This is a genomic window from Olsenella sp. oral taxon 807 (genome assembly GCF_001189515.2).
In the GTDB taxonomy this organism is placed as follows: domain Bacteria; phylum Actinomycetota; class Coriobacteriia; order Coriobacteriales; family Atopobiaceae; genus Olsenella_F.
Window position 1 is genome coordinate 1,745,651 of the sequence record NZ_CP012069.2, and the last position, 22,780, is coordinate 1,768,430.

The 22,780-nt window shown below is 59.2% G+C and carries 22 protein-coding genes and 1 pseudogene; 12 read left to right on the forward strand and 11 right to left on the reverse strand.

Annotated elements, in window-relative coordinates:
• The first annotated feature begins 187 nt into the window (after window positions 1-187).
• Entirely contained in the window at window positions 188-955 is a 768-nt protein-coding gene (locus tag ADJ70_RS07370; protein WP_050340538.1) for a class I SAM-dependent methyltransferase, read from the forward strand.
• Between the two features lie 40 nt (window positions 956-995).
• Here the strand turns inward: ADJ70_RS07370 and ADJ70_RS07375 are convergent, their stop codons facing one another.
• Complete coding sequence (locus ADJ70_RS07375) at window positions 996-1,808, reverse strand: Cof-type HAD-IIB family hydrolase (protein WP_050340539.1); 813 nt, start codon at window positions 1,806-1,808, stop codon at window positions 996-998.
• 290 nt (window positions 1,809-2,098) lie between these two features.
• Between ADJ70_RS07375 and ADJ70_RS15665 the strand changes: the two are divergent.
• Window positions 2,099-2,184 (forward strand): annotated as a pseudogene (locus ADJ70_RS15665) (hypothetical protein); the annotation flags it as partial.
• A gap of 102 nt (window positions 2,185-2,286) precedes the next feature.
• Window positions 2,287-2,394: an HAD hydrolase family protein gene (locus ADJ70_RS15315; RefSeq protein ID WP_253273135.1), complete on the forward strand. Its 108-nt coding sequence runs from the start codon at window positions 2,287-2,289 to the stop codon at window positions 2,392-2,394.
• A 14-nt stretch (window positions 2,395-2,408) separates the two neighbouring features.
• Here ADJ70_RS15315 and ADJ70_RS07385 read toward each other — a convergent pair whose 3' ends face one another.
• From ADJ70_RS07385 to ADJ70_RS07395, 3 genes are all read right to left on the reverse strand, one after another.
• A complete protein-coding gene (locus ADJ70_RS07385; RefSeq protein WP_050340541.1) occupies window positions 2,409-3,779 on the reverse strand; it encodes an NAD(P)/FAD-dependent oxidoreductase in 1,371 nt (456 codons plus the stop codon).
• 115 nt (window positions 3,780-3,894) lie between these two features.
• Entirely contained in the window at window positions 3,895-4,095 is a 201-nt protein-coding gene (locus ADJ70_RS07390; RefSeq protein WP_050340542.1) for a hypothetical protein, read from the reverse strand.
• A gap of 375 nt (window positions 4,096-4,470) precedes the next feature.
• Window positions 4,471-4,836: a MerR family transcriptional regulator gene (locus ADJ70_RS07395; protein WP_050340543.1), complete on the reverse strand. Its 366-nt coding sequence runs from the start codon at window positions 4,834-4,836 to the stop codon at window positions 4,471-4,473.
• A gap of 81 nt (window positions 4,837-4,917) precedes the next feature.
• Here ADJ70_RS07395 and ADJ70_RS07400 point away from each other — a divergent pair, with 81 nt between their 5' ends.
• The gene (locus ADJ70_RS07400) at window positions 4,918-5,724 is read left to right on the forward strand and encodes an amidohydrolase family protein (protein WP_050340544.1); all 807 of its coding nucleotides are present in this window, start codon (window positions 4,918-4,920) and stop codon (window positions 5,722-5,724) included.
• Window positions 5,725-5,738: 14 nt separating this feature from the next.
• On the opposite strand, the gene ADJ70_RS07405 is transcribed toward ADJ70_RS07400, so the two are convergent.
• The 3 genes from ADJ70_RS07405 to ADJ70_RS14090 form a co-directional block, all read right to left on the reverse strand.
• Window positions 5,739-6,368: a DUF1294 domain-containing protein gene (locus ADJ70_RS07405; protein WP_050340545.1), complete on the reverse strand. Its 630-nt coding sequence runs from the start codon at window positions 6,366-6,368 to the stop codon at window positions 5,739-5,741.
• Between the two features lie 223 nt (window positions 6,369-6,591).
• On the reverse strand, window positions 6,592-7,134 hold the full coding sequence (locus tag ADJ70_RS07410) for a hypothetical protein (protein ID WP_172674463.1): 543 nt from the start codon (window positions 7,132-7,134) through the stop codon (window positions 6,592-6,594).
• A gap of 424 nt (window positions 7,135-7,558) precedes the next feature.
• Window positions 7,559-10,015 (reverse strand): DUF4143 domain-containing protein, encoded by a 2,457-nt coding sequence (locus ADJ70_RS14090; protein WP_083443888.1) that lies wholly within the window; start codon window positions 10,013-10,015, stop codon window positions 7,559-7,561.
• Window positions 10,016-10,207: 192 nt separating this feature from the next.
• On the opposite strand from ADJ70_RS14090, the gene ADJ70_RS07420 reads away from it, so the two are divergent.
• The 3 genes from ADJ70_RS07420 (at window position 10,208) to ADJ70_RS07430 (ending at window position 12,159) form a co-directional block, all read left to right on the forward strand.
• Window positions 10,208-10,432 (forward strand): hypothetical protein, encoded by a 225-nt coding sequence (locus tag ADJ70_RS07420; protein WP_050340547.1) that lies wholly within the window; start codon window positions 10,208-10,210, stop codon window positions 10,430-10,432.
• 158 nt (window positions 10,433-10,590) lie between these two features.
• Window positions 10,591-11,496, forward strand: coding sequence for an ABC transporter substrate-binding protein (locus ADJ70_RS07425; RefSeq protein ID WP_050340548.1), 906 nt, complete (start codon window positions 10,591-10,593; stop codon window positions 11,494-11,496).
• Window positions 11,497-11,508: 12 nt separating this feature from the next.
• Window positions 11,509-12,159 carry an amino acid ABC transporter permease gene (locus ADJ70_RS07430; RefSeq protein WP_050340549.1) on the forward strand — a complete coding sequence of 217 codons (651 nt, stop codon included), beginning with the start codon at window positions 11,509-11,511 and terminating at the stop codon, window positions 12,157-12,159.
• A 75-nt stretch (window positions 12,160-12,234) separates the two neighbouring features.
• On the opposite strand, the gene ADJ70_RS07435 is transcribed toward ADJ70_RS07430, so the two are convergent.
• A complete protein-coding gene (locus tag ADJ70_RS07435; RefSeq protein ID WP_050340550.1) occupies window positions 12,235-13,815 on the reverse strand; it encodes a hypothetical protein in 1,581 nt (526 codons plus the stop codon).
• Entirely contained in the window at window positions 13,808-14,515 is a 708-nt protein-coding gene (locus tag ADJ70_RS07440) for an ABC transporter ATP-binding protein (RefSeq protein WP_050340551.1), read from the reverse strand. The genes ADJ70_RS07435 and ADJ70_RS07440 overlap by 8 nt, the downstream gene beginning before the upstream one ends.
• Window positions 14,516-15,090: 575 nt before the next feature.
• Between ADJ70_RS07440 and ADJ70_RS07445 the strand changes: the two genes are divergently transcribed.
• From ADJ70_RS07445 to ADJ70_RS07460, 5 genes are all read left to right on the forward strand, one after another.
• Window positions 15,091-16,419: an ATP-binding protein gene (locus ADJ70_RS07445; RefSeq protein WP_050340552.1), complete on the forward strand. Its 1,329-nt coding sequence runs from the start codon at window positions 15,091-15,093 to the stop codon at window positions 16,417-16,419.
• A gap of 56 nt (window positions 16,420-16,475) precedes the next feature.
• A complete protein-coding gene (locus ADJ70_RS07450) occupies window positions 16,476-16,850 on the forward strand; it encodes a DUF2442 domain-containing protein (RefSeq protein ID WP_083443889.1) in 375 nt (124 codons plus the stop codon).
• 233 nt (window positions 16,851-17,083) lie between these two features.
• Window positions 17,084-18,013 carry an Abi family protein gene (locus ADJ70_RS07455; protein ID WP_050340553.1) on the forward strand — a complete coding sequence of 310 codons (930 nt, stop codon included), beginning with the start codon at window positions 17,084-17,086 and terminating at the stop codon, window positions 18,011-18,013.
• Window positions 18,014-18,111: 98 nt separating this feature from the next.
• Window positions 18,112-18,249, forward strand: coding sequence for a hypothetical protein (locus ADJ70_RS14095; RefSeq protein WP_253273266.1), 138 nt, complete (start codon window positions 18,112-18,114; stop codon window positions 18,247-18,249).
• Window positions 18,250-18,417: 168 nt separating this feature from the next.
• Window positions 18,418-19,599, forward strand: coding sequence for a Fic family protein (locus ADJ70_RS07460; protein ID WP_050340554.1), 1,182 nt, complete (start codon window positions 18,418-18,420; stop codon window positions 19,597-19,599).
• Window positions 19,600-19,749: 150 nt separating this feature from the next.
• On the opposite strand, the gene ADJ70_RS07465 is transcribed toward ADJ70_RS07460, so the two are convergent.
• Complete coding sequence (locus ADJ70_RS07465; RefSeq protein ID WP_050340555.1) at window positions 19,750-20,646, reverse strand: DNA-binding protein; 897 nt, start codon at window positions 20,644-20,646, stop codon at window positions 19,750-19,752.
• Between the two features lie 680 nt (window positions 20,647-21,326).
• Window positions 21,327-22,601 carry an ATP-binding protein gene (locus ADJ70_RS07470; RefSeq protein WP_050340556.1) on the reverse strand — a complete coding sequence of 425 codons (1,275 nt, stop codon included), beginning with the start codon at window positions 22,599-22,601 and terminating at the stop codon, window positions 21,327-21,329.
• Between the last annotated feature and the right edge of the window lie 179 nt (window positions 22,602-22,780).

The following is a 22,780-nucleotide window of genomic DNA, read 5'->3' on the forward strand; positions in this document are numbered from 1 at the left end:
CGTGGTCATCCATACTTATTGCTCCTTCAAACGTCAGTCCTAGAGTGAATGAGTCATATTGTATATTCATTCACTCAGCTGTCAAGACCTACGCCTGAGAGACGTGTCAGCGAGCATGCGCTATCATCACTCCGAGCATATTCGCCAAGCTCCAAGCTCATACGACAGCCCGGGAGGAGCATGCCACATGGACGGAAAGAGCAGCTATCAGGACGTGAACGCCAAGACGGTCAATCGCTGGGTGGACGAGGGCTGGGAGTGGGGGCGCCCTGTCGATCACGAGGCATTCGTCCGGGCGCGCGATGGCAACCCCCAGATCCGTCTCACCCCGACAAAGGCCATGCCGACAAGTTGGTGGCCCAAGCTTGTGGGCACGCGCGTGCTCGGCCTCGCCTCAGGCGGCGGGCAACAGATGCCCCTCCTCGCCGCCGCAGGCGCACGCTGCACCGTACTTGACTACTCCGAGGCACAGCTCAAGAGCGAGAGGGAGGTCGCACGGCGCGAGGGCTATGAGATCGACGTCATCCACGCAGATATGACCAAGCCGCTTCCCTTCGCGGACGAATCGTTTGATCTCGTGGTGAATCCGGTCTCCCTCGTCTTCGTACGCGAGGTGGAACCCATATGGCGCGAGGTCGCGCGAGTGCTCTGCCCTGGCGGCATCCTGGTGTCAGGTCTCGACACGGGCATCAACTACATCGTCGATGATACAGAGTCCTCCATCGTCCATGGGTTGCCCTTCGATCCCATAGCGGAACCCGAGCTCGCCAAGAGGCTTGCAGAGGAGGACGGGGGCATGCAGTTCTCCCATACGCTGGAGGAGAGCCTTGGCGGGCTGCTTCGCGCGGGGTTTACGATCGATGACCTCTATGAGGACACAAACGGCGAGGGACGCCTCCATGACTTGGGTATTCCCTCATACATCGCCGTGCGCGCAACGAGGCTGCAAGGCTGACGCCCTGAGGGGTCGCTCCCGCCGCCTAAAGCACGGGCCCTCAGGCCATAAGCGTGCGGAGTGCGCACGCGATGCCATCATGATCGTTGTCGCTGGTCACGAAGCCGGCGATGTCGCGGATGTCGTCTGGGGCGTTGCCCATGGCAACCCCCAGGCCTGCGGCCCTGAGCATCTCGAGGTCGTTGTAGTTGTCTCCAAATGCCAGCGTGTCCTCGACCCGGATATCTTTTGCCTCGCAAAACGCGCGCAGCGCCACCGCCTTGCTCACCCCTGCGGCGTTCACCTCCACGAGAATGTCCGAGGATCGGCTGATGGACAGGCTGGGAAACCTGTGCTTTAAGGTGCATTCGACCTCGGTGGACCTCTCGGGCAGGCACATGCAGAGCACCTTGTCCACCATTCTGCCATCCGGAAGGTTGCGCACAAGACCCTCTTGGGCCAAGGTCTTCACGATACGCTCCTCACGAAGGACGCGCGGGTCCTCGCGACTGCGAACGACCCACTCGTCTGCCGTAAACGCGTTCCAGGTCACGTCACTGAGCTTTGCCTCGACGAAGTCGACCACCTCGGCAGCCTCCTCCCTGCTCATCCCCCGCTCATGGAGCCTCGTGCGATCCTCGTCGAGCACCAAACCTCCCCCGAACGCGATAATGCAGCAGGTGAGGTCGTTGGCGCTGACGATCGGCTCGATGCCCTGAGGGCTTCTCGACGAGGAGAGCACGATGCGCACTCCCTCTCGCGCGCAGCGCCTCAGGGCCTCGCGCGTCTTCTCGGACACCTCTCGCGCAGAGTTAAGTAGCGTTCCGTCGATGTCGGTGAAGATGGCCTTCCAGTCACGTTTGAGCTCGAGCATCATGTCCTCCCTTGGGCGGGTACCCCTGCGCCAGCTTGCCTGTGTCTATAGGGTAGAGCCTATCGAGAGTCACGGCACCCATCTGGCAAAAATGGCATCTATACACAACGACTCGGACCTTGGGCGACGCGACGGCCTTCATAGGATCCCGGAGAAACTGAGGGTAGGGTGCGTGTGTCGCGCCCGCGAGAGGAAGGTCCTCGCGGATAAGGTCGCTCTTGCCAGACGGGCGCAGCGGCATAGTGGACGATATGTTGCACGCTTACGTACGGTATGCTGAGATGGCATGCATGACGGTACGGACGGTACGCGCGGTATTCTTCGACGTAGACGGGACCCTCGTGCCGCACGCCACGAAAACCATCCCCACGAGCACGCGTCGGGCTCTCGCAACGCTACGGCAAAGCGGAGTGCTCGCGGCCGTAGCGACGGACAGAACGACATCGAGATGCGCCGAGGGTTCGGCCTTGGGATTGCCATGGGAAACGCGTGCGAGGAGGCCAAGGGCGCGGCCGACTACGTCACGTCGGACATCGACGACGACGGAGTGAGCCGGGCGCTCTCGGCGCTTGGGATACCCTGCTAATTTTCCTAGGCCCCTCAGCCCAAGAGGGCGTTGAACAGCTCGGACGTGCTGGGGTGCGTGTAGATCCCGCCACCGAGCTCGGTAGCGGTCATCCCTGACCTGATGGCAACGGCGACCGCATTGATGAGCTCCTGGGCGTCGGGGCAGAACAGGGTCGCCCCCAATATGAGGTCGCTCTTTACGTCGATCACGAACTTGGCCATGCCGTCGGTCTGGCCAAGTATCTTGGGTCTGGGGACGATGGCCATATCGGCGATGAGGCCGCTTTTCACCACGACGTCATACCCCTTCCCGACTGCGGCAGCCTCGCTCATGCCGACCGTCGCAAGGGGAGGCTCTATGAAGGTCGTGGTGGGAAGAACGCGCCCGCACGTGCTGCGCGCGCCCGCATGCCCCTTGTCAGCGCCCCAAGCGTCCTCGAGGATGATGCGGTGGTCGTCGAACGAGACGTAGGTGAACTGCGGACCACCGTTCACGTCCCCTGCGGCATAGACGCCATCGACGTTGGTGCGCAGGTGCTCGTCCACCTTCACGGCACCGCGCGGCGTGACCTCTATCCCTACGGCACCCAGGTCAAGCGTCGAAGTAGCAGGCTTGCGTCCTATCGCACAGAGCACGGCATCGGCCTCAAGGACGCTCCCGTCGGCCAACCTGACCCTGATACCGTCAGCCTCCTTTTCGAAGAGCGTGGCCGTGTTGTTGAGGTGGAAGTTGATGTTGCGTCTCTCGAGTACGCCCTGGGCGTACGCCGCGACGTCAGGCTCGAAGTTGCGCAGTGCCCTGTCAGAGTTGTCCACGATGTGGACCTCGGTCCCAAAGCCCGAGAAGAGAGTGGAGAACTCGAGGGCTATCGGCCCACCACCCACGATCACGAGACGGCGTGGGAGCCTCTCTATCTGCTGGATGGAGGTGGATGTGTACACGCGCGGAAGGTCTGCTCCGGGCACAGGGGGTATGATGGTCTCGGAGCCCGTGTCTATGATGACGACCGTGCCCTCGATGACGCGCTCCTTTGCCTCGGTCCTGACCGCGATGGTCCGCTCCCCGACGAAGCGACCCTCTCCGAGGATCACCTGCACGCCGGCAGCCTCTGCCATCTGAAGGTTTGCCGCATTCATCTTCCTGACGAGGGCATTGCGACGCTGCTGCGCCCTCTTGAACGCCTTTGCGCCGTCATCACCCCCCAGCTCGAAGCGGGCCATGTCGGTCAGGAGGGTTTTCGTGGGCACGCACCCCACATTGATGCACGTGCCGCCATACATCATGGGATCGCGCTCGACGAGCGCCACGCGATCTCCCGCCTTCGCACGCTTCATCGCGACGGTCTTTCCCGCCTTGCCAAACCCAATGACGACGAGATCGAAATCCTCCGTGGAGCCTGCCATCGCCTGTCTCCTCTCCTCGAATGCCCATGTCGGGCCGTCCGCAAAGACCACTATAGTCTTATCGCACATCATAATACTTGTGCATGAGTCTGGGGAAGCCGAGGCCTATCGGGAACTACCGGGCAACCCCGTCATCCCCTATGCACAGAAGAGAGGTGCAGCAGGTGTGAATGAGCTTCACATCGTGGGTGATCAAGAGGATCGTCTTGCCCGTCCCCCTCAGTGACTTCAAGCTCTTGAACACCTCGGGCATGTGTCGATAGTTCGATCCGCTGGTCGGCTCATAAAACAACAGAAGCTTCTTGCCAGACGCCATCGCGCTACCAATTGCGACATGAGGGCAGACTGCGCTTTTCCGTGAGGCGTCGGTTGGAGAATGCGCTTTTCCGTGACCCTGCGGATGCAGACTGCGCTTTTCCGTGACCCTGCGGATGCAGAATGCGCTTTTCCGCAGAATGCGCTTTTTCTCACCTGGGCAAACGTGTCGGCACCTCACGGAAAAGCGCAGTCTGGAGTCGACACCTCACGGAAAGGCGCATTTTGAACAGCTGCGGTACCAAAAAGCGCACTTTGCAACCCAACGCCTCACGGCAAGGCGCATTCTGCGACCCCCAGACGAGCCAAACTACGCCTTTCCACCCATAACGGAGCTACCGTCTTTGCGATGACCTCGGGAGGGCCGAACCCGTTCTCATCCCTGTGCCTCTGAGTCGTTGGCATCACCCACAATCTTTTCGATCGCATCTCGTGCAGCCTGCAGGGTGCCGATCGTCTCGTCGATACGCGACATCTTCGCGCGCAGTGCCCGGACGGACTTGGGACAGAGCGTTGAGACGCCGCCATCCCACGAAAGGCAGGACGCACTCTGTGCTATCTCATTTGTGGAGAATCCTGCGGCAATGAGCGCCTGCACTCCTTTTGCCACCTTAATGTCGGCGGATCCATACACGCGATACCCCAGGTCATCGCGCCTTGGTGCCAGCAGACCCTGCACCTCATAGTGGCGCAGCGACCGCACCGAGACTCCCGCCGCGCGGGCGGCTTCATTGATCCTCATACGACCCCTTGCCTTCACATTGATGTCAATCCCTACCATAGTAATAGCGCAGGAACACGCTTTTCAGCGAAAGGAGAACGGATGATCATCGATAGCATAGAGCACGTGATGCTTCCCACCGAATCGCAGGTCGCGCAGCTCGACGAGGCGAGTGTCGACCAAGCGGTGCTGTTCACCACAACTCCCCATCCTGAGCGGGCCGCCACGGCAACGCTCAAGGACATCGAATCGGAAATGACCGTCCTCTACAAGATCCTTGGCGCAACGATGGACATCGCCACCCGGTCCTCGCAGATGGTGGGGATAATTGAGGAGATGAGGAGGGCTATGGGTGCGTACCCCGACCGATTCCCCGCAGCGTTCGGCCCGGTTCCGCTGGGCCTTGACCAGCCGCACACTCATGAGTGGGTTGAGCGACACGTGCTGACGAACGGTTTCGTGGGGCTGGGAGAGTTCACTCCCGGAGACGACGAGCAGATGCGCGGCATCGAGATCGTGGCTGCCGTCTCCGAGGAGTGTGGCAGACTTCCACTCTGGGTGCACACGTTCACCCCCGTCACAAGACGGGGGATACGGACGCTTGGCGACATCGCCAAGCGTCACCCCCATGTACCCATCATATTCGGGCATGGCGGGGGATACAGCTGGATGGACACCGTAGCCATCGTACGTGACCACAAGAACGCTTGGTTCGACCTCTCGGCTGTGTTCAGCCCGCTTTCGGCACGCGTCGCGATGAACGAGGTACCCGAACGTTGCCTGTTCGGCACCGACGCACCCTACGGCGATCCGGTACTCTCACGCGCCCTGATCGAGCGGACGAGCCCTTCCGATGCCGTCACAGAGGCCGTGCTTGGCACGAATGTACAGCGACTTCTCAAGATATAAGCACTTGAGACGAGCTATATGAGCCCGCCCATGTGTGCATACAAGACCACTGCGATGTCCAGGATGATGAAAAATGGCAAACCCCAGACGAAGTGCCATTTCTTGGTCTTGTGGCGCACGACGTTCATGGCAATCATTCCGCCAACGGAGCCGCCAACGAGGCAGAGCCCAAGCAAGCGCGCCTCTGGAGCACGCCTCCCGTAGTCGTTGCCACTCTCTGCAACATGCTTATCCCAGGCGAATGCGACGAGGGTGATGACGTTAAGCACAGCCAGGTAGATACCCAGGATCCTCAGCTTGCCCAGGTCCCAACCAGAGAGGATGCCATCGATGCTCGCATCAAGCGTTATGAGCCCAAATTTTGCGACGACTACCAGCCCCCATACGATAAGACAGACGATGGCAAGAAACCACCACGCGATGTTACCCTTGTTCATGCGGTGCCCACGGCCGAGGCCACCCCATACAAACAGCGCGAGCAACATGCCGACCGCGCCTCCTGCAATCGGAAACACATCGAGGATCAGCGAGTTCGCCGCCGAGTTATCAAGATCGGGATTAACCATGCAGAGGAAAAAGTCAACGGTGAACGCCAGGAACGTCACCACGTTCATTATGATCAAGTAGAGAAGAAATGAGTCCAAGGCTACCTCTTTGTGTTCGCCACCCACAGTTCGCTCTTTTATAGCCCTTCACGCTGCCATCCACACAGCCACACGTCAAAGGATATGTAGGGGAAACCCTATAGATCGATGCCTCACATGGAGGCGATCCTCAGGCTCTTTGCCATGACAGCCATAGCATCACATTGGCAACGGACGATGCCTGGACGTGCGAGCGCCGATGACGCTTATCTCAGTACTGCAGTTAGCTAGCACATATCTGACATGGCGTGAGGCCACTCGATTGCGCCTCGCCGAGCGTCGTCTCCGTAATGGACTTTGCCCTGCCAAGACCACGGCAGTGCTCATCAAAATGATACCTCTTGCCGGTCTGCGTGACGTATACGGTCTTGCTGTTGTTGTCCTGCTGCGTGACAGGCTGCGTCTGCGTCGGAGCGCTTGCAGTCGCCTGGGGCGTTGCCTCGGATTCTTCCTGATCGGTCTGAGGCGCGGTGGAACCGCCGCCCTCCGAATCGCCATCGACGGTCTGCGGCGCGGAGTCATCGGTACCTTGTCCCGAGGAGTCCGCCGTGGGCGATGTGGTGGCCTTCGTCTCTTCAGTTCCAGCGTCTTGTTCCTGCGTAGGTGACGTGGTGGTCTGTGCAACCTCGCCGCCAGACACACGCTCAGCGGAACTCGAGGCCGAGGAGGAACCGGAGCATCCGAGGGCTGCGCACAGGCACAGTGTAAGGATGCCGGTTAACACTGTCCGAGCAGCGCTACCTCCAGTTAGGCCTTTCACTCTCACGGCATGTCCCTCCATACGATGTGCCAAAGATTGCGATGCGACGCTCACCTCTCCCCCAGAAGTGGAAGTCGTGGGGTCGAACAACCGCGACATTATACATATTATTCAGCTGTCTCTATCAATATATATGTGTCGCCATAAAAGCTGGATATGTTCAGTCATCGACGGGAAGGCATAGCCCGCTGGAGGGCATGCCTCCCAACAATCGCTTGAAAGAGCGCGCTCCCCCGCATCGCACCAGACGATGGATGCCATACATCCACAACTCGCCCGAGCGACACGCGGCGATGTGCGCCTACTGCCAATCGGCCGTCCCGACGATGATCCTCTCGTCGCATGCCATGGGGCTCAAAGAAGTGCTTCATCGTGACCGACGAAGCCCGGGTGCCAAGGCCGGCCAGCTGCACGGGGCCAGTTTGTGCGGTCAGGTCCCACTGCCTGCTGGCATCTCGGAGCCGATCATGCTTTCGACTGACCGTATGCGATCAAGCAGAGAATTGCAGGAGCTCTCAATCGCACCAAACGTACCGATAGCCTCCTCTATGATCCATGCAAGAGGCGCAGGCCTGGGCGACGCTGCCTGAAGCATCCTAGCCATAGGCAGGAGGTCCCGCGCCGAGGGAGACAAGATGGTGGACTGCCGGATTGAGTAGGCAAGATGCTCCATGGTCCTCAACCCTTCCTGCCGTTGGTCGGCGTCAGAAGACGATATGAGAACAGCGAGACAACGGTTCAGCGCATCGTGAACGTCACCCCAATAGCGAGCCAGCTCCTTCAATCCCTCGCGCAGGGTCTTGGTACCCTTCCCTACCCCCTCGCCAAAGGTCTGACTCCAGGCAAGATACGATGTAGCGCTGCTCTGTGATGGAGCTGGGTGCTCGTGTGCGAAGGCACTAATGTCGTCGATGCCCGTCACAACCCTCGCTACCGCATCGTTGAACGGTGGGATATCCTGCTCCAGCCTATCAAATGCTTCAATCAGCCCGTCTGCCTCCCCCCGCCCATGCCCTTTCTCGGCGATGTCAGAGGCGTCCTCATGAGCTGTCCCCCGCTCCATCAACTCCCTGAGCTTCGATACGATCTCGGCGACCTTCGCCTGATACGCAGTGGAGTCTATACTGAGGCCACGTAGCTCAGATACGGATATCCTCTGATGCTTGTCTATCGCCTTGAGAACGGGATCGTTGGGCATAGCTCTCCTGACGGCCCCGTAGTCCTGCCACACCAGTGACAGCACCTGTGAGCCTGGTACGCCCCTCATCCGATCATCGAACTGCGTGAGCTCGTCTCGACATGCGGGATTCCGCAGATAACGGGGGGTTACAGCAGGCATCAAAACGTTAGCGATTCCCAAGCTCCCGTTCATTGCGGCCTTCCAGTCCTCCTCCCAGTTGATTGAACGCTTGTCGACAAAGACGTTGAGGGTCGATCCCATCTCATACTCATATTCGCTCTTGATCTGGTCGACGAGTCCTATGATGGCACCTCCCAGATGTGCGTCATCGGCATGGGAGTAGCTCAGAAAGACATTCGCATCTACGGGCAACGCATCCGCAGAAGACAAGGGATTGGCATCCGCTCTCATCACCGGGTTGCCCAAAAGCGATCCATGCGCATCAGACACGAACGCTCCATCCTCCCAGAGCGCCGATACGGGAATCGCCCATAGGCGATCGTCCTCTTTGATGACTTGGCTGCCCGTATATATCACAAACCCACGACTCAGGCGCCCATCTCTGGACGCAAGGGCACGCAGCCCCTTGAAATCGTCCTGCTTGACAGTCTCTGAGCTCTTGACCTCGATACCAATAAGCTTCCCAGCATCGTTTTTCAAGACGAGATCGACCTCGCGTGGTGACACACCCGCCTCTCTCCAATAGAAGCAATCGGGCCGCTCCTGAGACCACTGGCATGCCGGGATGACCTGTTGCACCACAAACGACTCAAGAAGGTTTCCGAACTCCTCTGGCTCGCGCGTCATATCATGTCCCGACATCCTCAGCGTCTCGACCGAAAAAGAGCTGTCTACCGGGTGCACCTTCGCTCGGGCATAGGGCTGCCTCGTTGGTCGGGTGGCTAGGTTTGGAAGCGTGTGAATAAGGAAGCGCCTGATAAATATGCTTATATACCTATTGATTGTCCTGACATCATATTCCAACCCGGATGCGACCTTGCTGACATTCAGGATGCCACCTGGGTACACAAGCAACCTCTGCAAGATCTTTTGTGCAATGTTCTTATCAAATCTCTCCTCAGGAAGAAGCGTGTCCCCCAAAACGCTATCGATGTCATCGCGTATCGATAGCCCACGCTCGCTGGTGCTCATCAGCCGTGTGTCCACAGCATACTTTGGGAACCCGCCGGTGGACATCATCAACCCAAGGTCATCCATCGTCAGACGTGATCCATACGTAAGGTCAGGCTCTGAGTGCCAGAGGCTATCAACGATGTTGAACGTAGACCTATGAAGCTCTGCCTGGGTCAGAGGGTAGAGTGAGAACCTCCTCACACGCCTTGTCAGAGGATCCTGACCGCCCAGCCCCGAGCGTGCGATAGATGCTGACCCCGTAAGTATGAAAAGTATGTCCTGTCCCGGCTTCTGGTCCGTGTACTCTTTCACCGCAAGCGGAATATCCTTGGCGAGCTGAGCCTCATCAATAATCGCCGGCACCCTGATGCGTTGTATCCAAGCCGCCGCATCCGACGACGCCTGTCGCAATGTGCCCGCATCTGCCAGCGTGTAATAGGCGTATCCGTGCGACTCCAGCTGCCTGCGCGCAAGCGTGGACTTCCCGACGGCACGCGCACCCTCAAGCACGACAACCTTGCTGTGCGCACGGAGGATCTCGCCCGCAAGTGGGCGCTCGTAATACGTCATCATAGAGGCAACTCCAAAGGTTTATAGTATTCAATGACATAATTATATATCATCCAATGCCATACATCCACAACCTCCCCATGCACGAGGGCGAGAGGAACACGGCCACGAGCGTGACCAACCGGACCACGAGCGTCTCGGCAGCCCCCATCGTGACGGACGCCCAACGTAAGCACATTCGCCTCGACGGACATTATGGCCATCGATCAGGCCTCCGTCGATATGGTCTGTGTGATGAAACCAGAGGAGAGCCGCGACCTGACCGAGCGCATGACGAGCCACCATGACCTGCGCCACGTCTCGTACGTGAAGGAGCTGGGCATCGGGCACGACCGCTACGTGCTGATCAACCTCGGCCACAGCGGCAGGCGCATGACCGTGCACGAGGCCGTCGAGAACTTAACCCCCCTCGCAAGCTGAGGGAGCAACGAGGCTACCCCCAGGTGGCCCCGCACTTGCGAGGGTTCCGCGCCTCAAGACCTTCGCGAAGGCTACCAGTTTGTATCCTCGCTAGAAGTTATGATTTCCGTAGGCTACACTGGGGTGGCAGTGCAGGAGAACGCTGGAGGTGTTGCAGAATGGATACCAAGATGGGCGGCCCGATGGGTCGCAGGTCGTTTCTCGGCATGATGGCAGCGGGAGCAACGCTCGCACTCGCGGGCTGCAAAGGGCCGCAAGAAGGCACTGCTGGCGGTGCGTCATCCTCGGCCTCGACAACAGATCTCTCTGGACGGCACCTTAGCTTCGTAGGCGATGACGCCTTCGCGCCCTATCGCTACGTCGAGATGCAGTCCGACGGCACCCAGAAGGTCGTGGGCCTTGACATTGCCGTTGCAGACGAGATGGCCAAGCGTCTTGGCTTTACGTACGACTTCGAGCCGCAGCAGTTCGCCGCCACACTGGCCTCCGTTCAGGCGAGCGACACCTCCTTCACGATGGCCATGTCCTCGAATGCCGAGCGCGAGCAAAGCTATGACTTCACACGCGGCTATTACCAGCCGCTCGTCGGCGTGCTCACCCTGGGCGGCAATCCCATCACGAGCGTGGATGGCCTTTCGGGCAAGAGCATCGCCTGCACCACCGGCACCGTGCAGAACAAGTTCGTCTCTGCCGTCCTGCCAAACGCCGACATCCACACCTACGACGGTGGCAACCAGTGCCTCCAAGAGGTCCTTGCCGGCCGCATCGACGCCTACCTGTGCGACGGCGCCGAGGGTCAGTCCATGCGCGACGCCAATGGCGGCCTGGTGCTTGGTCTTCTCGGCCGGGCCGAGACGAAGGACTACGTGGGCGTCTACCGCATCATGGCCACGAAGGGAGCATCGTTCGTCGCGGCCTTCGACCAGTGCGTCGGCGAGATGCTCAAGGACGGCACCATCGACCAGTTCATTGGAACCTACGTGGGCACAGACTTCAAGTGGGACGGGGACTTCTCGGCCTCTGGCACGGCGACAAAGGGCGTGGGTTCCGCCACGCCGGGCTAGCCAGAGGGCCGTATGAACTTCTCGCTCATCGAACCCTATGCGCCCATGTTCGTGGGTGGCCTCGTCGTCACCCTGGAGGTGACGGGAGCCGCTTTACTCCTAGCGTTTGTGCTGGGGTTTCTCATCTCCGTGCTCAAGGTGCTGCCGTGCGAGCCGCTTCGCGTGATCCTAGACTTCTACACGTCAATCTTTCGCGGCATACCGCTCATCGTGCTGCTCTTCATCACGTACTTTGGGATGCCGCAGCTCACTGGCTACAAGATCTCGATGTTCGCGGCATCCGTGCTTACGCTTGGACTCAACGGGTCAGCCACCGTCTCGGAGACCGTCCGTGGCGGCATCGAGGGCGTCGATCGCGGCCAGTACGACGCCGCACGCGCCCTAGGCCTGCCCTACCCTTCGATGATGTGGGAGATCATCATCCCGCAAGCACTGCGCTCGGTTGCTCCGGCGCTGGTCAATGAGGCCATCACGGTGCTCAAGAGCTCGTCTCTGGTGGCGACGATCGGCCTCATGGACATGATGCGCGCGGCGCAGAGCGTCCAGGCACTCACGTACCGCGCGTTCGAGCCGTTTGTTGTTGTCGCCGCTGTCTACTACGTGATCGTCATGGCACTTGTGGCGCTGAGCCGACGCATGGAGCGCCACCTGAGGCGGAGCTAGACGGCCAAAGACCGCCTCGCCGCATCGAACTGCCTTTTTGTCTCGGACGTTTGGCATCTTCGTGCCCGTGCGGCCTCACGGGCGGATGCGAAAGGTCTTTGGCGCCAGTCGATAGACGAGAACGCTCGCCACGATGCAATAGCATACGCAAAAGGCAATGAGTGCCGCGCCAAAGACCAGTGCGGGCAGTCGCACCCACATCATTAGGTAGCAGACAGCATAGGTCACCGCAGTCATGACGCGGTACGTCCCACTCCTCATCTCCGTGCCTGCGTTATAGGGCTGCAACAGGTAATAGAGGGTCAGATAGTGCACAGAGAGAAAGACGCTCATCACCGTGACAGACACGAACAGCACCACGTAGTCCACGGGGGCATCCGTGCCACCGGAGAGGTAGAGCAACGACGTGAGCGCCACACCGATCACAGCTGCCGGCAACAGGTTCACCTTGACGATCTCTCTGAGGCGGATCCAGAACAGCCGCAGAATGCTTCCCGGCTGCTTGTAGAACGGATAGGTCAGCAGGCTGCGATCACAATTGACGAACAGCGTCTGAGTAAAGCCCGACCCACGATTGATCGCGTACATCACAAGGACCATATGCGGCAGATAGGACATCAGCGAGTCGTTCACGCTGAGCCTGAACGACGGGAGCTGCCGCATCGCGACCACGCAGCCGACGAACACGATAAGGGCAGCTACGACAATCCGCCTCGCCGATCTCCAGAGAAGCCCCTGGTGTCGCTTGATGAACAGCTCATTCAGGTATTCAAGACCCTTTCTCTGGCTTGTGATACCCGTGTCCACACTGATGCTCTTCCTGATCGCATCCAAGCGAACGCCTTGCAGGGTGACTGGATGGGTCACGACCGCATCCTGCAGCAGCTCCTTACACATCGTGGGATAGTGGGCAAAGGTCAGTATCTTCCACAGTGCCGGTATGCCCAAAAGGGCACCTGCGACCATACAGGGCACAGCCACTGTCACAGGAATCATGAGCCCCATGAGCGGAAGGGCGTATGCGGCGCCCAGCAGCAGGAACATCACGACCCACAGCGACGCTGCGTCTCTCATCTCGCTATGCACCCGCCCGCCCTTTTCATAATCCCACAGCCATCTTGCGCTGTAGACCATCTTAACGCCCACCACGTACAGCGGAACAAGCAGGCACTGCCCAAGAGACAGGCCAGCCGGCAGGGCAAACACCAACGTACACAGCGTGAGGCCGACAAGCGCCTTCGCAAGCGCATAGAGGTAATTGACAAGGGTGTGTTCCCGCGCGTCCATGCCAAGCAGGACCACGGCATAGTACTTGTCCTTTGACGGATCGAACAGATAAGTGTCCGTTGTCGCGCCGATCAGGGAGAGCAACAGAAACAGGTGGAGCAAGAGCTGTGCCCTGGCATGTGCGGAGAGGTCCAGCAGGCTCGCGGGCACCATCACCATAAGGACAACGTACAGGGCCTTCCCGACAAACACCGACAGGATCTCCCACACTACGGACAGGACGTTCGCGAGCAGCTTGAACTCGCGGTGCCGATACACATCGGCAGGAACAAGTCGCCTCAGCAGGGGGACCTGCCTGAGGGCATACAGGATCGAGTTGACGCGGTAGGTATTTCTCAGCGAGAAGGACAGTCGCAGGGTCTTACGCATCGCCCTCCTCCCTCAGCGCCGCGATGATCTTGTCCTTGAACTCCCCGTTGTTGAGGTCGGACTTGTCGACGGCCTCAAGAACGCCATGGTTCAGCAGCACGATCTCATCACACAGATCCAACGCCAGATCCAAGAGGTGCGTCGAGAAGATGATGATTCGCCCCTCCTTCAAGGAGCGCAGCAGCTGCTTCATCTCCTCTGCGACCACAACGTCAAGGGAGGTCAAAGGCTCATCCAGTAACATCAAGGTCGGTCGGGCGATGATGCTGACCAGCATCTGCATCTTGCTCTTCATGCCGTGGGAGTAGTCCTTGAGCAGCCTGTCCCTGTCCCCCACCTCGATGCTCATGTCATCGAAGTAGTCGTCGATGGACCTTGTGTCGCTCAGCTCGTCCGCGTGGATGTCCATAAAGAACTTCAAGAACTCCCGTCCGGTAAGGAACTCCGGAACAGTCGGCGTCGAGAGGACGTAGCCGATGTCCTCGGGCAAGACGTCCCTGACGCCATCCGCCGTCTCAAAATGGAAGGTTCCGCCGTCAGTCCGGATGTCCCGGTTAAGGCAGTTGAAGAGGGTCGTCTTCCCTGCACCATTCCTGCCGAGCAGGCCGTATATCTTCCCCTCCTCAAAGGTGAAGCTGATATCCCTCAGGACTTCCTTTGCGTCGAAACGCTTCGACAGCTGCTCTATGACAAACCTCATGTCCCCCTACCCTCTGTTTCTGGAGACAGCCCTGGACGGATGCGGCGAACGGTGCGCTTTGCCGAGGTGGGACCACAGCCTGACTGCAAGGCAGTCAGGCGCAACCACCTAAGGGGAAGGGCGAGCAGGGCCATGCGTCTGCGACGCACGCCCCACGCCCCCTCCTTCTGGCAACCAAGGAGTACACCCGTTGGGGCAATGCTACCATCAAATGCCCCCCGGCATGTGCCACCTCGAAGGATGTGCGGACGCGCGCCCAAAGGCTCCCGCAAGACCCTGGGCTACCTGGACCACCTGGTCCACCGTACGTGGCGATGGCCTTTGGGGAGTTGTGGGGACGATCTTTCTCAGGAAGACGACGTTCCTTCGATCATCGCACGTGCCCTTCAAACGCATCCGCGCGCAGGGAGGTTTGGCACGCCTCTTTGGCAGCCTGGCGAGGGCGAACTGGCGCCTGCCTTCGTAGAGACTCTCGTAGAAACGGGGCGGTGGGCCATCGGAAGCGTTGTGTCGATATAAATGTGCGGAAATGCACTATATTGAAGTCTAATAAAGTACGGAAATGAGGTGTGGAGATGTTCAAACGCAAAATCTACAGTGTCATGCAGGAGTGGAAGCTTCGCTCCGACGGTAAGACGGCGCTGCTGATCGAGGGTGCGCGACGCGTCGGCAAATCAACCGTTGTTGAGGAGTTCGCAAAGAATGAGTACCGTAGCTATATCCTCATCGACTTTGCCGAGGCGGCGCACGACGTCCGGGAACTCTTCGAGGACGTGTCGGACCTGAACTACCTTTTCCTCCAGCTCCAGCTACGCTATTCGGTCCGCCTCTTCGAACGAGAGTCTCTTATCATCTTCGACGAGGTGCAGCTCTGCCCCATGGCGAGGCAAGCCATAAAGAAGCTTGTCAAGGACGGGCGCTATGACTACATCGAAACGGGTTCGCTTATCTCGATACGAAAGAACACTGCGGGCATCCTCATTCCAAGTGAGGAAGAGCGAGTCCAGATGCGTCCCATGGACTATGAGGAGTTCATGTGGGCACGTGGCAACGATTCGACGCTATCCTTGTTGAAGGATGCCTTTGTCTCGAAGGCACAGCTTGGTGAACAGACGAACCGAAGGCTCATGCGTGACTTTCGTCTCTACATGCTTGTGGGCGGGATGCCACAGATTGTCGACACCTACCTGCAGACGAACAACCTCCGGGAGATAGACGGCGCCAAACGGATGATCATCAACCTGTATGAGGAAGACTTCCACAAGATCAGCCCATCGGGAGTGCTGGCACTTCTCTTCGACGCCATACCGGCACAGCTAGCGAGGAAGTCATCGCGGTACCACGTGTCAAGCATCCTTGCCAACCGCCGGGCTGCAGACATCCTTGAGGAGATTGCCGAGCTGCACGAGTCTAAGACCGTGCTGGTCGCCTACCATGCAAACGACCCGAACGTGGGGATGTCCTCGAACGTCAACCTAGAGAAGTTCAAACTATATCTTGCGGATACCGGATTGTTCGTTACCCTCTCATTCAAGGATGCGGACATGACCGAGAACGCTGTGTACGAGAAGCTGCTCGCCGACAGGCTTCCCGCGAACCTAGGGGCCGTGTATGAGAATGTCGTGGCGCAGGAGCTGGTTGCACACGGGCACCGGCTCTTCTACCACACGTGGCCAAAGGAGGGGGCAAATCGCAACTACGAGATCGACTTCCTCGTCCCTGATGGGAAAAAGATCTGCCCGGTCGAAGTCAAGTCGTCCAAGTACAGCACGCACCCTTCGCTCGACGCGTTTAGCCAGAAGTACCCCTCGAGGGTCGGCAGCCAGTATCTGGTCTACACGAAGGACATGCGCAGCGACGGTGCGATTACCTGCGTTCCAACATACATGTCTTGCTTCTTGTAGGCCACAGAACGCAGGAGTCCAGAAGGCTCGATCCACGTGGCGAGGAGGCAATGGGAATGTTGTTTCATAAGGTGAGGGATGTTGCCGCACTGTCCGACATGAGGCTCAGCGTCCAGTTTGCGAACGGGGCCACCAAAGTGTACGACACGAAATCCCTCGACAGGAGATTTCCCGCTTTCAGGGCACTCAGGAACGGGGCGCTGTTCGGGTCCGTAGAGGTGGACCAGGGCGGTTACGGGATCGTCTGGGGCGATGACCTCGATCTGTCATGCGACGAGCTGTGGGAGAACGGTATGAAGGTCAAGACGCCCTTTGACGGGCTCATGTCGTTCTCGGACGCAAGCGAGCTCTGGGGCCTGAGTGAGTCGACGCTGCGTAAAGCCGTGGCGTACGGCAAGAGAAAGCCGAAACTCGCGTGGGATAACGAGTAAGGCCCGACTCGGACGCCGGACTTCACTCGTAAGGTCTGCTCATGTGTTGGGTGTTCGGGTCGGGTAGGATGTGAGCATGTGAGCAACAACAATCGTAGCATACCTCCCATAGAATCTCCCACAATTCTTGTACAGGACACGCCCTTCTGTGCTAGACTAGCTTTAGTAAGCCCGCCTGGCCTCTCAACGATGCACACTGGCGGGTTTTTGCCTATCTAAAGGACACCGTGTCCATGGAATATACTAAGCCCTTTCTCACCTTTGAGCAGCAGGCTGACCTCCTCATGAATGACCGAGGTATGGTTGCTGACCGAGACGACCTTACTAACCATCTTCGGGACATGGGCTACTATCGCCTGAGTGGCTACTGGCACATCCACAAGAAACAGGGCTCGGACGAGTTCCAGGAGGGTACCACGTTCCGTCGCGTCTGGGACATGTACGTGTTCGATCGGCAGTTCCGCCTCGTGGTCTTTGATGCCGTAGAGCGCGTGGAGGTCTACATGCGCACGCAGCTCGCATACATCCTTGCCGAGCAGACCGGCCCCTTCGGCTTCCTGGACAGGGGGAAGCTCCCCAGACTGAGCGAGAAGCGCTACGGGCACTTCATCGAGAAGTGCCACGACACCTATGGGAGGGCCAAGAGAGGCGAGCCCTTCGCCAAGCACTTCCACAACAAGTACGGTGACCACCACGACCTGCCGCCCTACTGGATACTCGTGAACGTGATGGACTTCGGCATGGTGGTCGCCCTCTACAAGGGCTCACCCGTACTCGTGAGGAAGCAGATTGCGCACAACCTGGGCATTAACACCACGGTGCTCGACTCATGGCTGCTGACCGTCAACACCGTGCGCAACATCTGTGCCCACCACGGTCGCCTCTGGAACAGGACCATCGGTAACCCGCCTAAGATCCCGAGGTCACAACCTAAGTGGCGCGACCCCTATGACGTGAAAAACGACAAGATGTTTGGCACGCTCACCATGCTGAGCTACCTACTCGAGCGTATTGCACCAGACACGAGCTGGCGCAAGCGCCTGCTGGACATGATGTTCGGGCTCACGAGGCGCAACCAGGAGCGCATGGGCTTCACGGGTGAATGGCGCGAGTGTCTATTATGGAAGCCATACCTGTCCAATACCGAAAGCACGGAGGGCTAGCCTGCTGAGACCCCGCCTACGACCGTCACGAAAGGCCCCCAGGTGGCGATTAGCAATGCGGCCGGCCGCTCAAGTCGCTGCAGCACATCGTCAGACTCATCTCCTCAACCACAGCCTCCGCCAGCCTGGAGGTGCGCTGCACGGTGGACCCGGCGGTCTACGAGCGTAGGATCAAGGTGGCAGGTAACGAGATGGAATCTATCGACATCGAGCGCGATGGCTTTCACGGTGAGTAGAGGTACTTCATCAGGCCAAGGCCCGACTAGGGTTGGATAGTTAATTTCGTTACGTTTTCTGAGCCCCAACCAGCCGACTCACGAACCCATGTGCCGCTAGTTCGGAAGTATATTAGAATTTACTTCCGTTATTATCTACAAACCGGAGCAAAGAGAGCGGAAGACGCCATGTGGCCGAGCATCACGCACGAGACGTGCGCATGGGAACGTGACCCAGATGAGCTGGCACTCATCCCCAAGAGCCGCAGGAGGAAGATTCTATCGAGCTACGAGGCCGCAGTTCCCGCGACCATCGCCAGCGAGGCGGTCAGCCTACCACGGGGACTGTCACAGCGCATCTTGGAGGTGGAGGTCGCCATGGCGCGCTTCGACCAGGCACAGGCAGTACGCTCCTACGACCTCCCGGCGCTGCTCCTCAGGAGCGAGTCCTCATCTAGCTCCCAGATCGAGCGGCTGACGTCCAGCGTACGCAACGTGGCGCTCGCCGAACTGACGGACAAGGCTCCTGCTAACGCCCTGACAATCGCTGGCAACGTCGCTGCCATGCGTGAGGCCTTGCGCCAGCAAGGACCCATCGACATCGATTCGATATGCGACATCCACGACACACTCATGGCAAACGTCACCGAAGAGGGCCTGCGGGACGAGCAGGTGTGGATAGGCGGTTCCCCCTACAGTCCCCATGGCGCCTCGTTCGTCCCTCCGCATGCCGCAAGGGTGCGCGGATGTCTTGATGACCTTGTGACGTTCGGGCGCCGCGAGGACATGCCGTCTGTGACGAAGGCAGCGCTCTTCCACGCGCAGTTCGAGACCATACACCCATTCACGGATGGCAACGGTCGCACGGGGCGCGTAATCCTGCACCGCATGCTGGCACTGGACGAGGCCCTGCTGCACGCGACCCTGCCCATCTCGGCGGGGCTTCTGCACGACGTAAAGAGGTACATGGGAGCGCTCGACGCGTACCATGAGGGAGAGATCGAGCCCATCGTCAGCTGCCTAGCCGACGCATTGGAGCTTGCCGTCGTCATAGGCTCCCGGATCGCCGCAGACGTTGATGTTATCCTGGGCACGTGGCGCTCCTCAAACGCCGACCGCGCCGGTTCGGCCTCGCACAGGCTTCCTGCCCTGCTTGTTGAGCAGCCGGTGGTCGATGTCGGCTTCGTGTCCAGACGCCTTGGCATCACCGACCGCGCGGGGCGCGCCCTCATCCAGACCGCCTGCAAGCGAGGGATACTCTCGAAGATGGGCAACGCGAGGCGAGGCGCGTTCTATCAGGCGACCGATCTCATCGGGATACTCGAGGAAGCGTCGAGCCTCCAGGGCATCCGCAGGATCGCAGCGCGGTAGCGGCTGGCAACGCCTGCATCCCCCGTCCCTTGGGAAGTCGGGCTGCGCGCCATGTCTCCCAGACGCGGAGCGTACGGTCACTCGCCCTCGCCATCCCAGACGGCCGGCGGCACGACAACGCCCGCATTCAGTTTGGGACTCTCGCTCACCTCAGCCGAAGTACGGAATGCGATAGTAGTCCAACCACCCCTTAAAGCTGTCCTGAGCCGAGAGGCACGTGCCCATGAGCCACCCCCTCTCCTTGTCCCACCGAGACAGGCCACGATAGTAGAAGAACTTTGTATCATCACCGATGACGAACGGCACTATCCCATGGCGCAGGCATTCCTTGAACATGACGAGCCGGCCAACGCGGCCGTTGCCGTCCTGGAAGGGATGGATGCGCTCGAACGACACGTGGAAGGACACGATGTCCTCGAGCGTCAGGGCACGATTCGCCTCATAGGAGGATATGAGACCGCGCACCTCCCGTGCGACGTTCTCTGGGGCGGTCGTCTCGCGGCCTCCAACCTCGTTGGGCAGCAGCTTATAGTCGCCCACGGCGAACCAGTCCCTGCCCGAGGCACTCGTGGATGCCTTGAGGGTCCCGTGCAAGTCCTTCAGCAGCGACTCGGAGAGGGCCTCGCCTGCATGGCTGATGATGTGATCGACGCAACGGAAGTGGTTGGAGGCCTCGATCACATCATCGACGCGCACGCCCTCCCCTTGCGGGCTAATCGTAGAGGTCTCGAAGATGAGGCGTGTCTGGTCGCGGGTAAGCCTGCTGCCCTCCATGTGGTTGGAGTTGTAGGTAAGCTCAACTTGCACCTTGTGGTAGATGCCCCCCGAAGTTCGCGCGGACATCTCCTCGCGAAGTCTCGCAAGAAGTGGGGTAGGCGCCACTCGTCGCCCGTTCAGGCGAGCCGGTTTCCTCGCGTCGGCCGGGATGCTCCATGTCTTCCCCGTGAGGAAGGCGCCCGGCACGCGCCCCTGTATGCAGTAGTTGCGCACGCCCCTAGCGGAGATACCCCAAAGTCTGGCGATCTCTGCAACCGAAAGGTATCTCATGCGTGCCTCCCGTCGGCAAATGGCTTGCCGATAGTCTACCAGAGGATCATGCATATTGCCGATATCGGCAATATGCATTTGCAGACAGACTTGCCGTAGATATATGAGGGCTGTAGCTGCCTAACTACTGTTGAAATGGAAGCTTCGTGAGCTCGTGTGGGTGGGTGGTTGCGTTACCGCTAGGGCGGCGTGGGCATCACCGCCAAGGCGACGACGCAGGAGTGTACACAAATTGGCTAAAATGGTCTCTCGGTACCGTTTTTGGGCGTTTGTGTACACTGTTGGGCCGTGGGCTTGGGTTGTGGGTGGCCTTGGGATCGCAATAGTGTACACAAATGGGAGGATCGGGCCTCTCGGTGCCGTTTTGGGGCATTTGTGTACACTGTTGCAACGCGAGTCGCGATACGAATTGCGACGCGAGCTGCGCCAGGTGGCACGAGCGCCTCAACCGCCACGGCGTGCCGGCGGCGCCCCCTCGCTGGCCCCTCTCGCTTGGTCGGGAAGACAGACTCTGAGCGAGTGGCGCCGTTGCCAGGTTGGCATCTTCGCCAAGGCGTCAACCCACACGAACCCCCGAAGAGCCTCGAAATGAGTGCTTGACGTAATCTACGATGATGGCTCCAAAAGGCTCAAGGGGGTGCCACAGCATCGAGCACGCGATGGGGAGACTCACTGCCAGCTCACTGCCAGTTATCCAAAAAGAAGTCGCGTGCCCGAACAATCCTAATGCCGTCGACGTCAGTCTCGTATGAGCCCTTCCTCACAATAACCATCTTTGGGAATGCGTCCCTGAGTGATCTCAGCGATGCGAGTTCGCGCTTCTTGGTCAACTCGTTGGACAGCTCATCGGCCACCTGGATGTAGAGCCTCTCGCCGTCTTTTACCGCTACGAAGTCGATCTCCTTGCCGTAAATCTTGCCAACGTGCACACTATACCCCCTGAAACAAAGCTCCAGGTACACGATGTTCTCGAAGATCCGACCCATGTCGGTTGCCCTGTAACCGCCAAGATATGATCTGAGGCCAAGGTCAACGATGTACTCCTTGGGGTTCGTCCTCAGGATTGCCTTGCCGTGTAGGTCGTAACGGGACACCCTATAGAAGAGGTACGCTTCGTTGAGGGCGGAGATGTACGACGCGGCGGTTGGATGGGAGGTCCTGACGCCCGCAGATGTCAGGGTGCTTGCGATGCTGGACGCGGAGACCTGGTTTCCTATGTTGTCGGCAAGAAAGTCGGCCACGTTTCGCAGAAGTTCCGGGTTTGTCACGCGGCTCTGCCGCCTATTCCGCTCGCGATTGACAATATCGCGGGACGCCACCGCCTCATAGATACTCGACATGTACGCGGCATGCTCTGCCTGCCGGACCTCGAGAGAGGCGATGGCTGGCATCCCGCCATACGCCAGGTATCGTTCGAACAGGTCGTCGAACAGCACCGGCTCGCCAAAGAGGTCGAGAGCGACGACGCTGCCAGGCTTGAACGAGACGCCACAGAAGTCTGCGTATTCGGCAAAGGCGAGCGGCAACATCCCGACCTCGACGTAGCGTCCCGACAGGTACGTGGAGAGTTCGCTCGAGAGCAGGTAGGCGTTCGAGCCCGTAAGGTAGATGTCGCAGTCGAAGTCCACGCGCATGGCATTGACAGCATCTTGCCAACCAGCAATGCGTTGGGGCTCATCGAGAAAGATGTAGGTGCGTCCATCATCCGACAGCCTCTCGCGGAAGTAGGCATACAGTTCCTCTGCGGTGTTCACAGAACATGTCATGCTCTCGAGGTTAAGTCCGACGAAACTCCGCCCCTTGACCTGCTCGGACTCGAGCGCGTTACGGACGAGGGCGAGCAGACTCGACTTTCCACAGCGACGCACGCCGGTAACGACCTTGATGAGGTCGGTGTCCCTGAACATGAGCGCCTCGTCTAGATAGCGCTGCCTGTTCTTGAGGTCCTTTCGCATGAGCGCCGCTTTCAAAGGAGAAATGCCGTTTGCCTTTTGAAAGTATATCACCTGTCATTGACCGGTACCTTGCAGTCCGAGCGCTTACTCTACTCCGATGCCCATCACCTGATCGGGCAGAACTTTATGATAGTCCCTCTCAGATACAGCTTAAGAGCCCACCTACACGGGAAAGTGGT

Excerpts from the sequence above, each read along its gene's own strand:
- ADJ70_RS07370 (WP_050340538.1), top strand. The coding sequence starts at position 188 with ATGGACGGAAAGAGCAGCTATCAGGACGTGAACGCCAAGACGGTCAAT.
- ADJ70_RS07375 (WP_050340539.1), bottom strand. The coding sequence starts at position 1,808 with ATGCTCGAGCTCAAACGTGACTGGAAGGCCATCTTCACCGACATCGAC.
- ADJ70_RS15315 (WP_253273135.1), top strand. The coding sequence starts at position 2,287 with ATGGGAAACGCGTGCGAGGAGGCCAAGGGCGCGGCCGACTACGTCACG.
- ADJ70_RS07385 (WP_050340541.1), bottom strand. The coding sequence starts at position 3,779 with ATGGCAGGCTCCACGGAGGATTTCGATCTCGTCGTCATTGGGTTTGGC.
- ADJ70_RS07390 (WP_050340542.1), bottom strand. The coding sequence starts at position 4,095 with ATGGCGTCTGGCAAGAAGCTTCTGTTGTTTTATGAGCCGACCAGCGGA.
- ADJ70_RS07395 (WP_050340543.1), bottom strand. The coding sequence starts at position 4,836 with ATGAGGATCAATGAAGCCGCCCGCGCGGCGGGAGTCTCGGTGCGGTCG.
- ADJ70_RS07400 (WP_050340544.1), top strand. The coding sequence starts at position 4,918 with ATGATCATCGATAGCATAGAGCACGTGATGCTTCCCACCGAATCGCAG.
- ADJ70_RS14090 (WP_083443888.1), bottom strand. The coding sequence starts at position 10,015 with ATGATGACGTATTACGAGCGCCCACTTGCGGGCGAGATCCTCCGTGCG.
- ADJ70_RS07420 (WP_050340547.1), top strand. The coding sequence starts at position 10,208 with ATGGCCATCGATCAGGCCTCCGTCGATATGGTCTGTGTGATGAAACCA.
- ADJ70_RS07425 (WP_050340548.1), top strand. The coding sequence starts at position 10,591 with ATGGATACCAAGATGGGCGGCCCGATGGGTCGCAGGTCGTTTCTCGGC.
- ADJ70_RS07430 (WP_050340549.1), top strand. The coding sequence starts at position 11,509 with ATGAACTTCTCGCTCATCGAACCCTATGCGCCCATGTTCGTGGGTGGC.
- ADJ70_RS07435 (WP_050340550.1), bottom strand. The coding sequence starts at position 13,815 with ATGCGTAAGACCCTGCGACTGTCCTTCTCGCTGAGAAATACCTACCGC.
- ADJ70_RS07440 (WP_050340551.1), bottom strand. The coding sequence starts at position 14,515 with ATGAGGTTTGTCATAGAGCAGCTGTCGAAGCGTTTCGACGCAAAGGAA.
- ADJ70_RS07445 (WP_050340552.1), top strand. The coding sequence starts at position 15,091 with ATGTTCAAACGCAAAATCTACAGTGTCATGCAGGAGTGGAAGCTTCGC.
- ADJ70_RS07450 (WP_083443889.1), top strand. The coding sequence starts at position 16,476 with ATGTTGTTTCATAAGGTGAGGGATGTTGCCGCACTGTCCGACATGAGG.
- ADJ70_RS07455 (WP_050340553.1), top strand. The coding sequence starts at position 17,084 with ATGGAATATACTAAGCCCTTTCTCACCTTTGAGCAGCAGGCTGACCTC.
- ADJ70_RS07460 (WP_050340554.1), top strand. The coding sequence starts at position 18,418 with ATGTGGCCGAGCATCACGCACGAGACGTGCGCATGGGAACGTGACCCA.
- ADJ70_RS07465 (WP_050340555.1), bottom strand. The coding sequence starts at position 20,646 with ATGAGATACCTTTCGGTTGCAGAGATCGCCAGACTTTGGGGTATCTCC.
- ADJ70_RS07470 (WP_050340556.1), bottom strand. The coding sequence starts at position 22,601 with ATGCGAAAGGACCTCAAGAACAGGCAGCGCTATCTAGACGAGGCGCTC.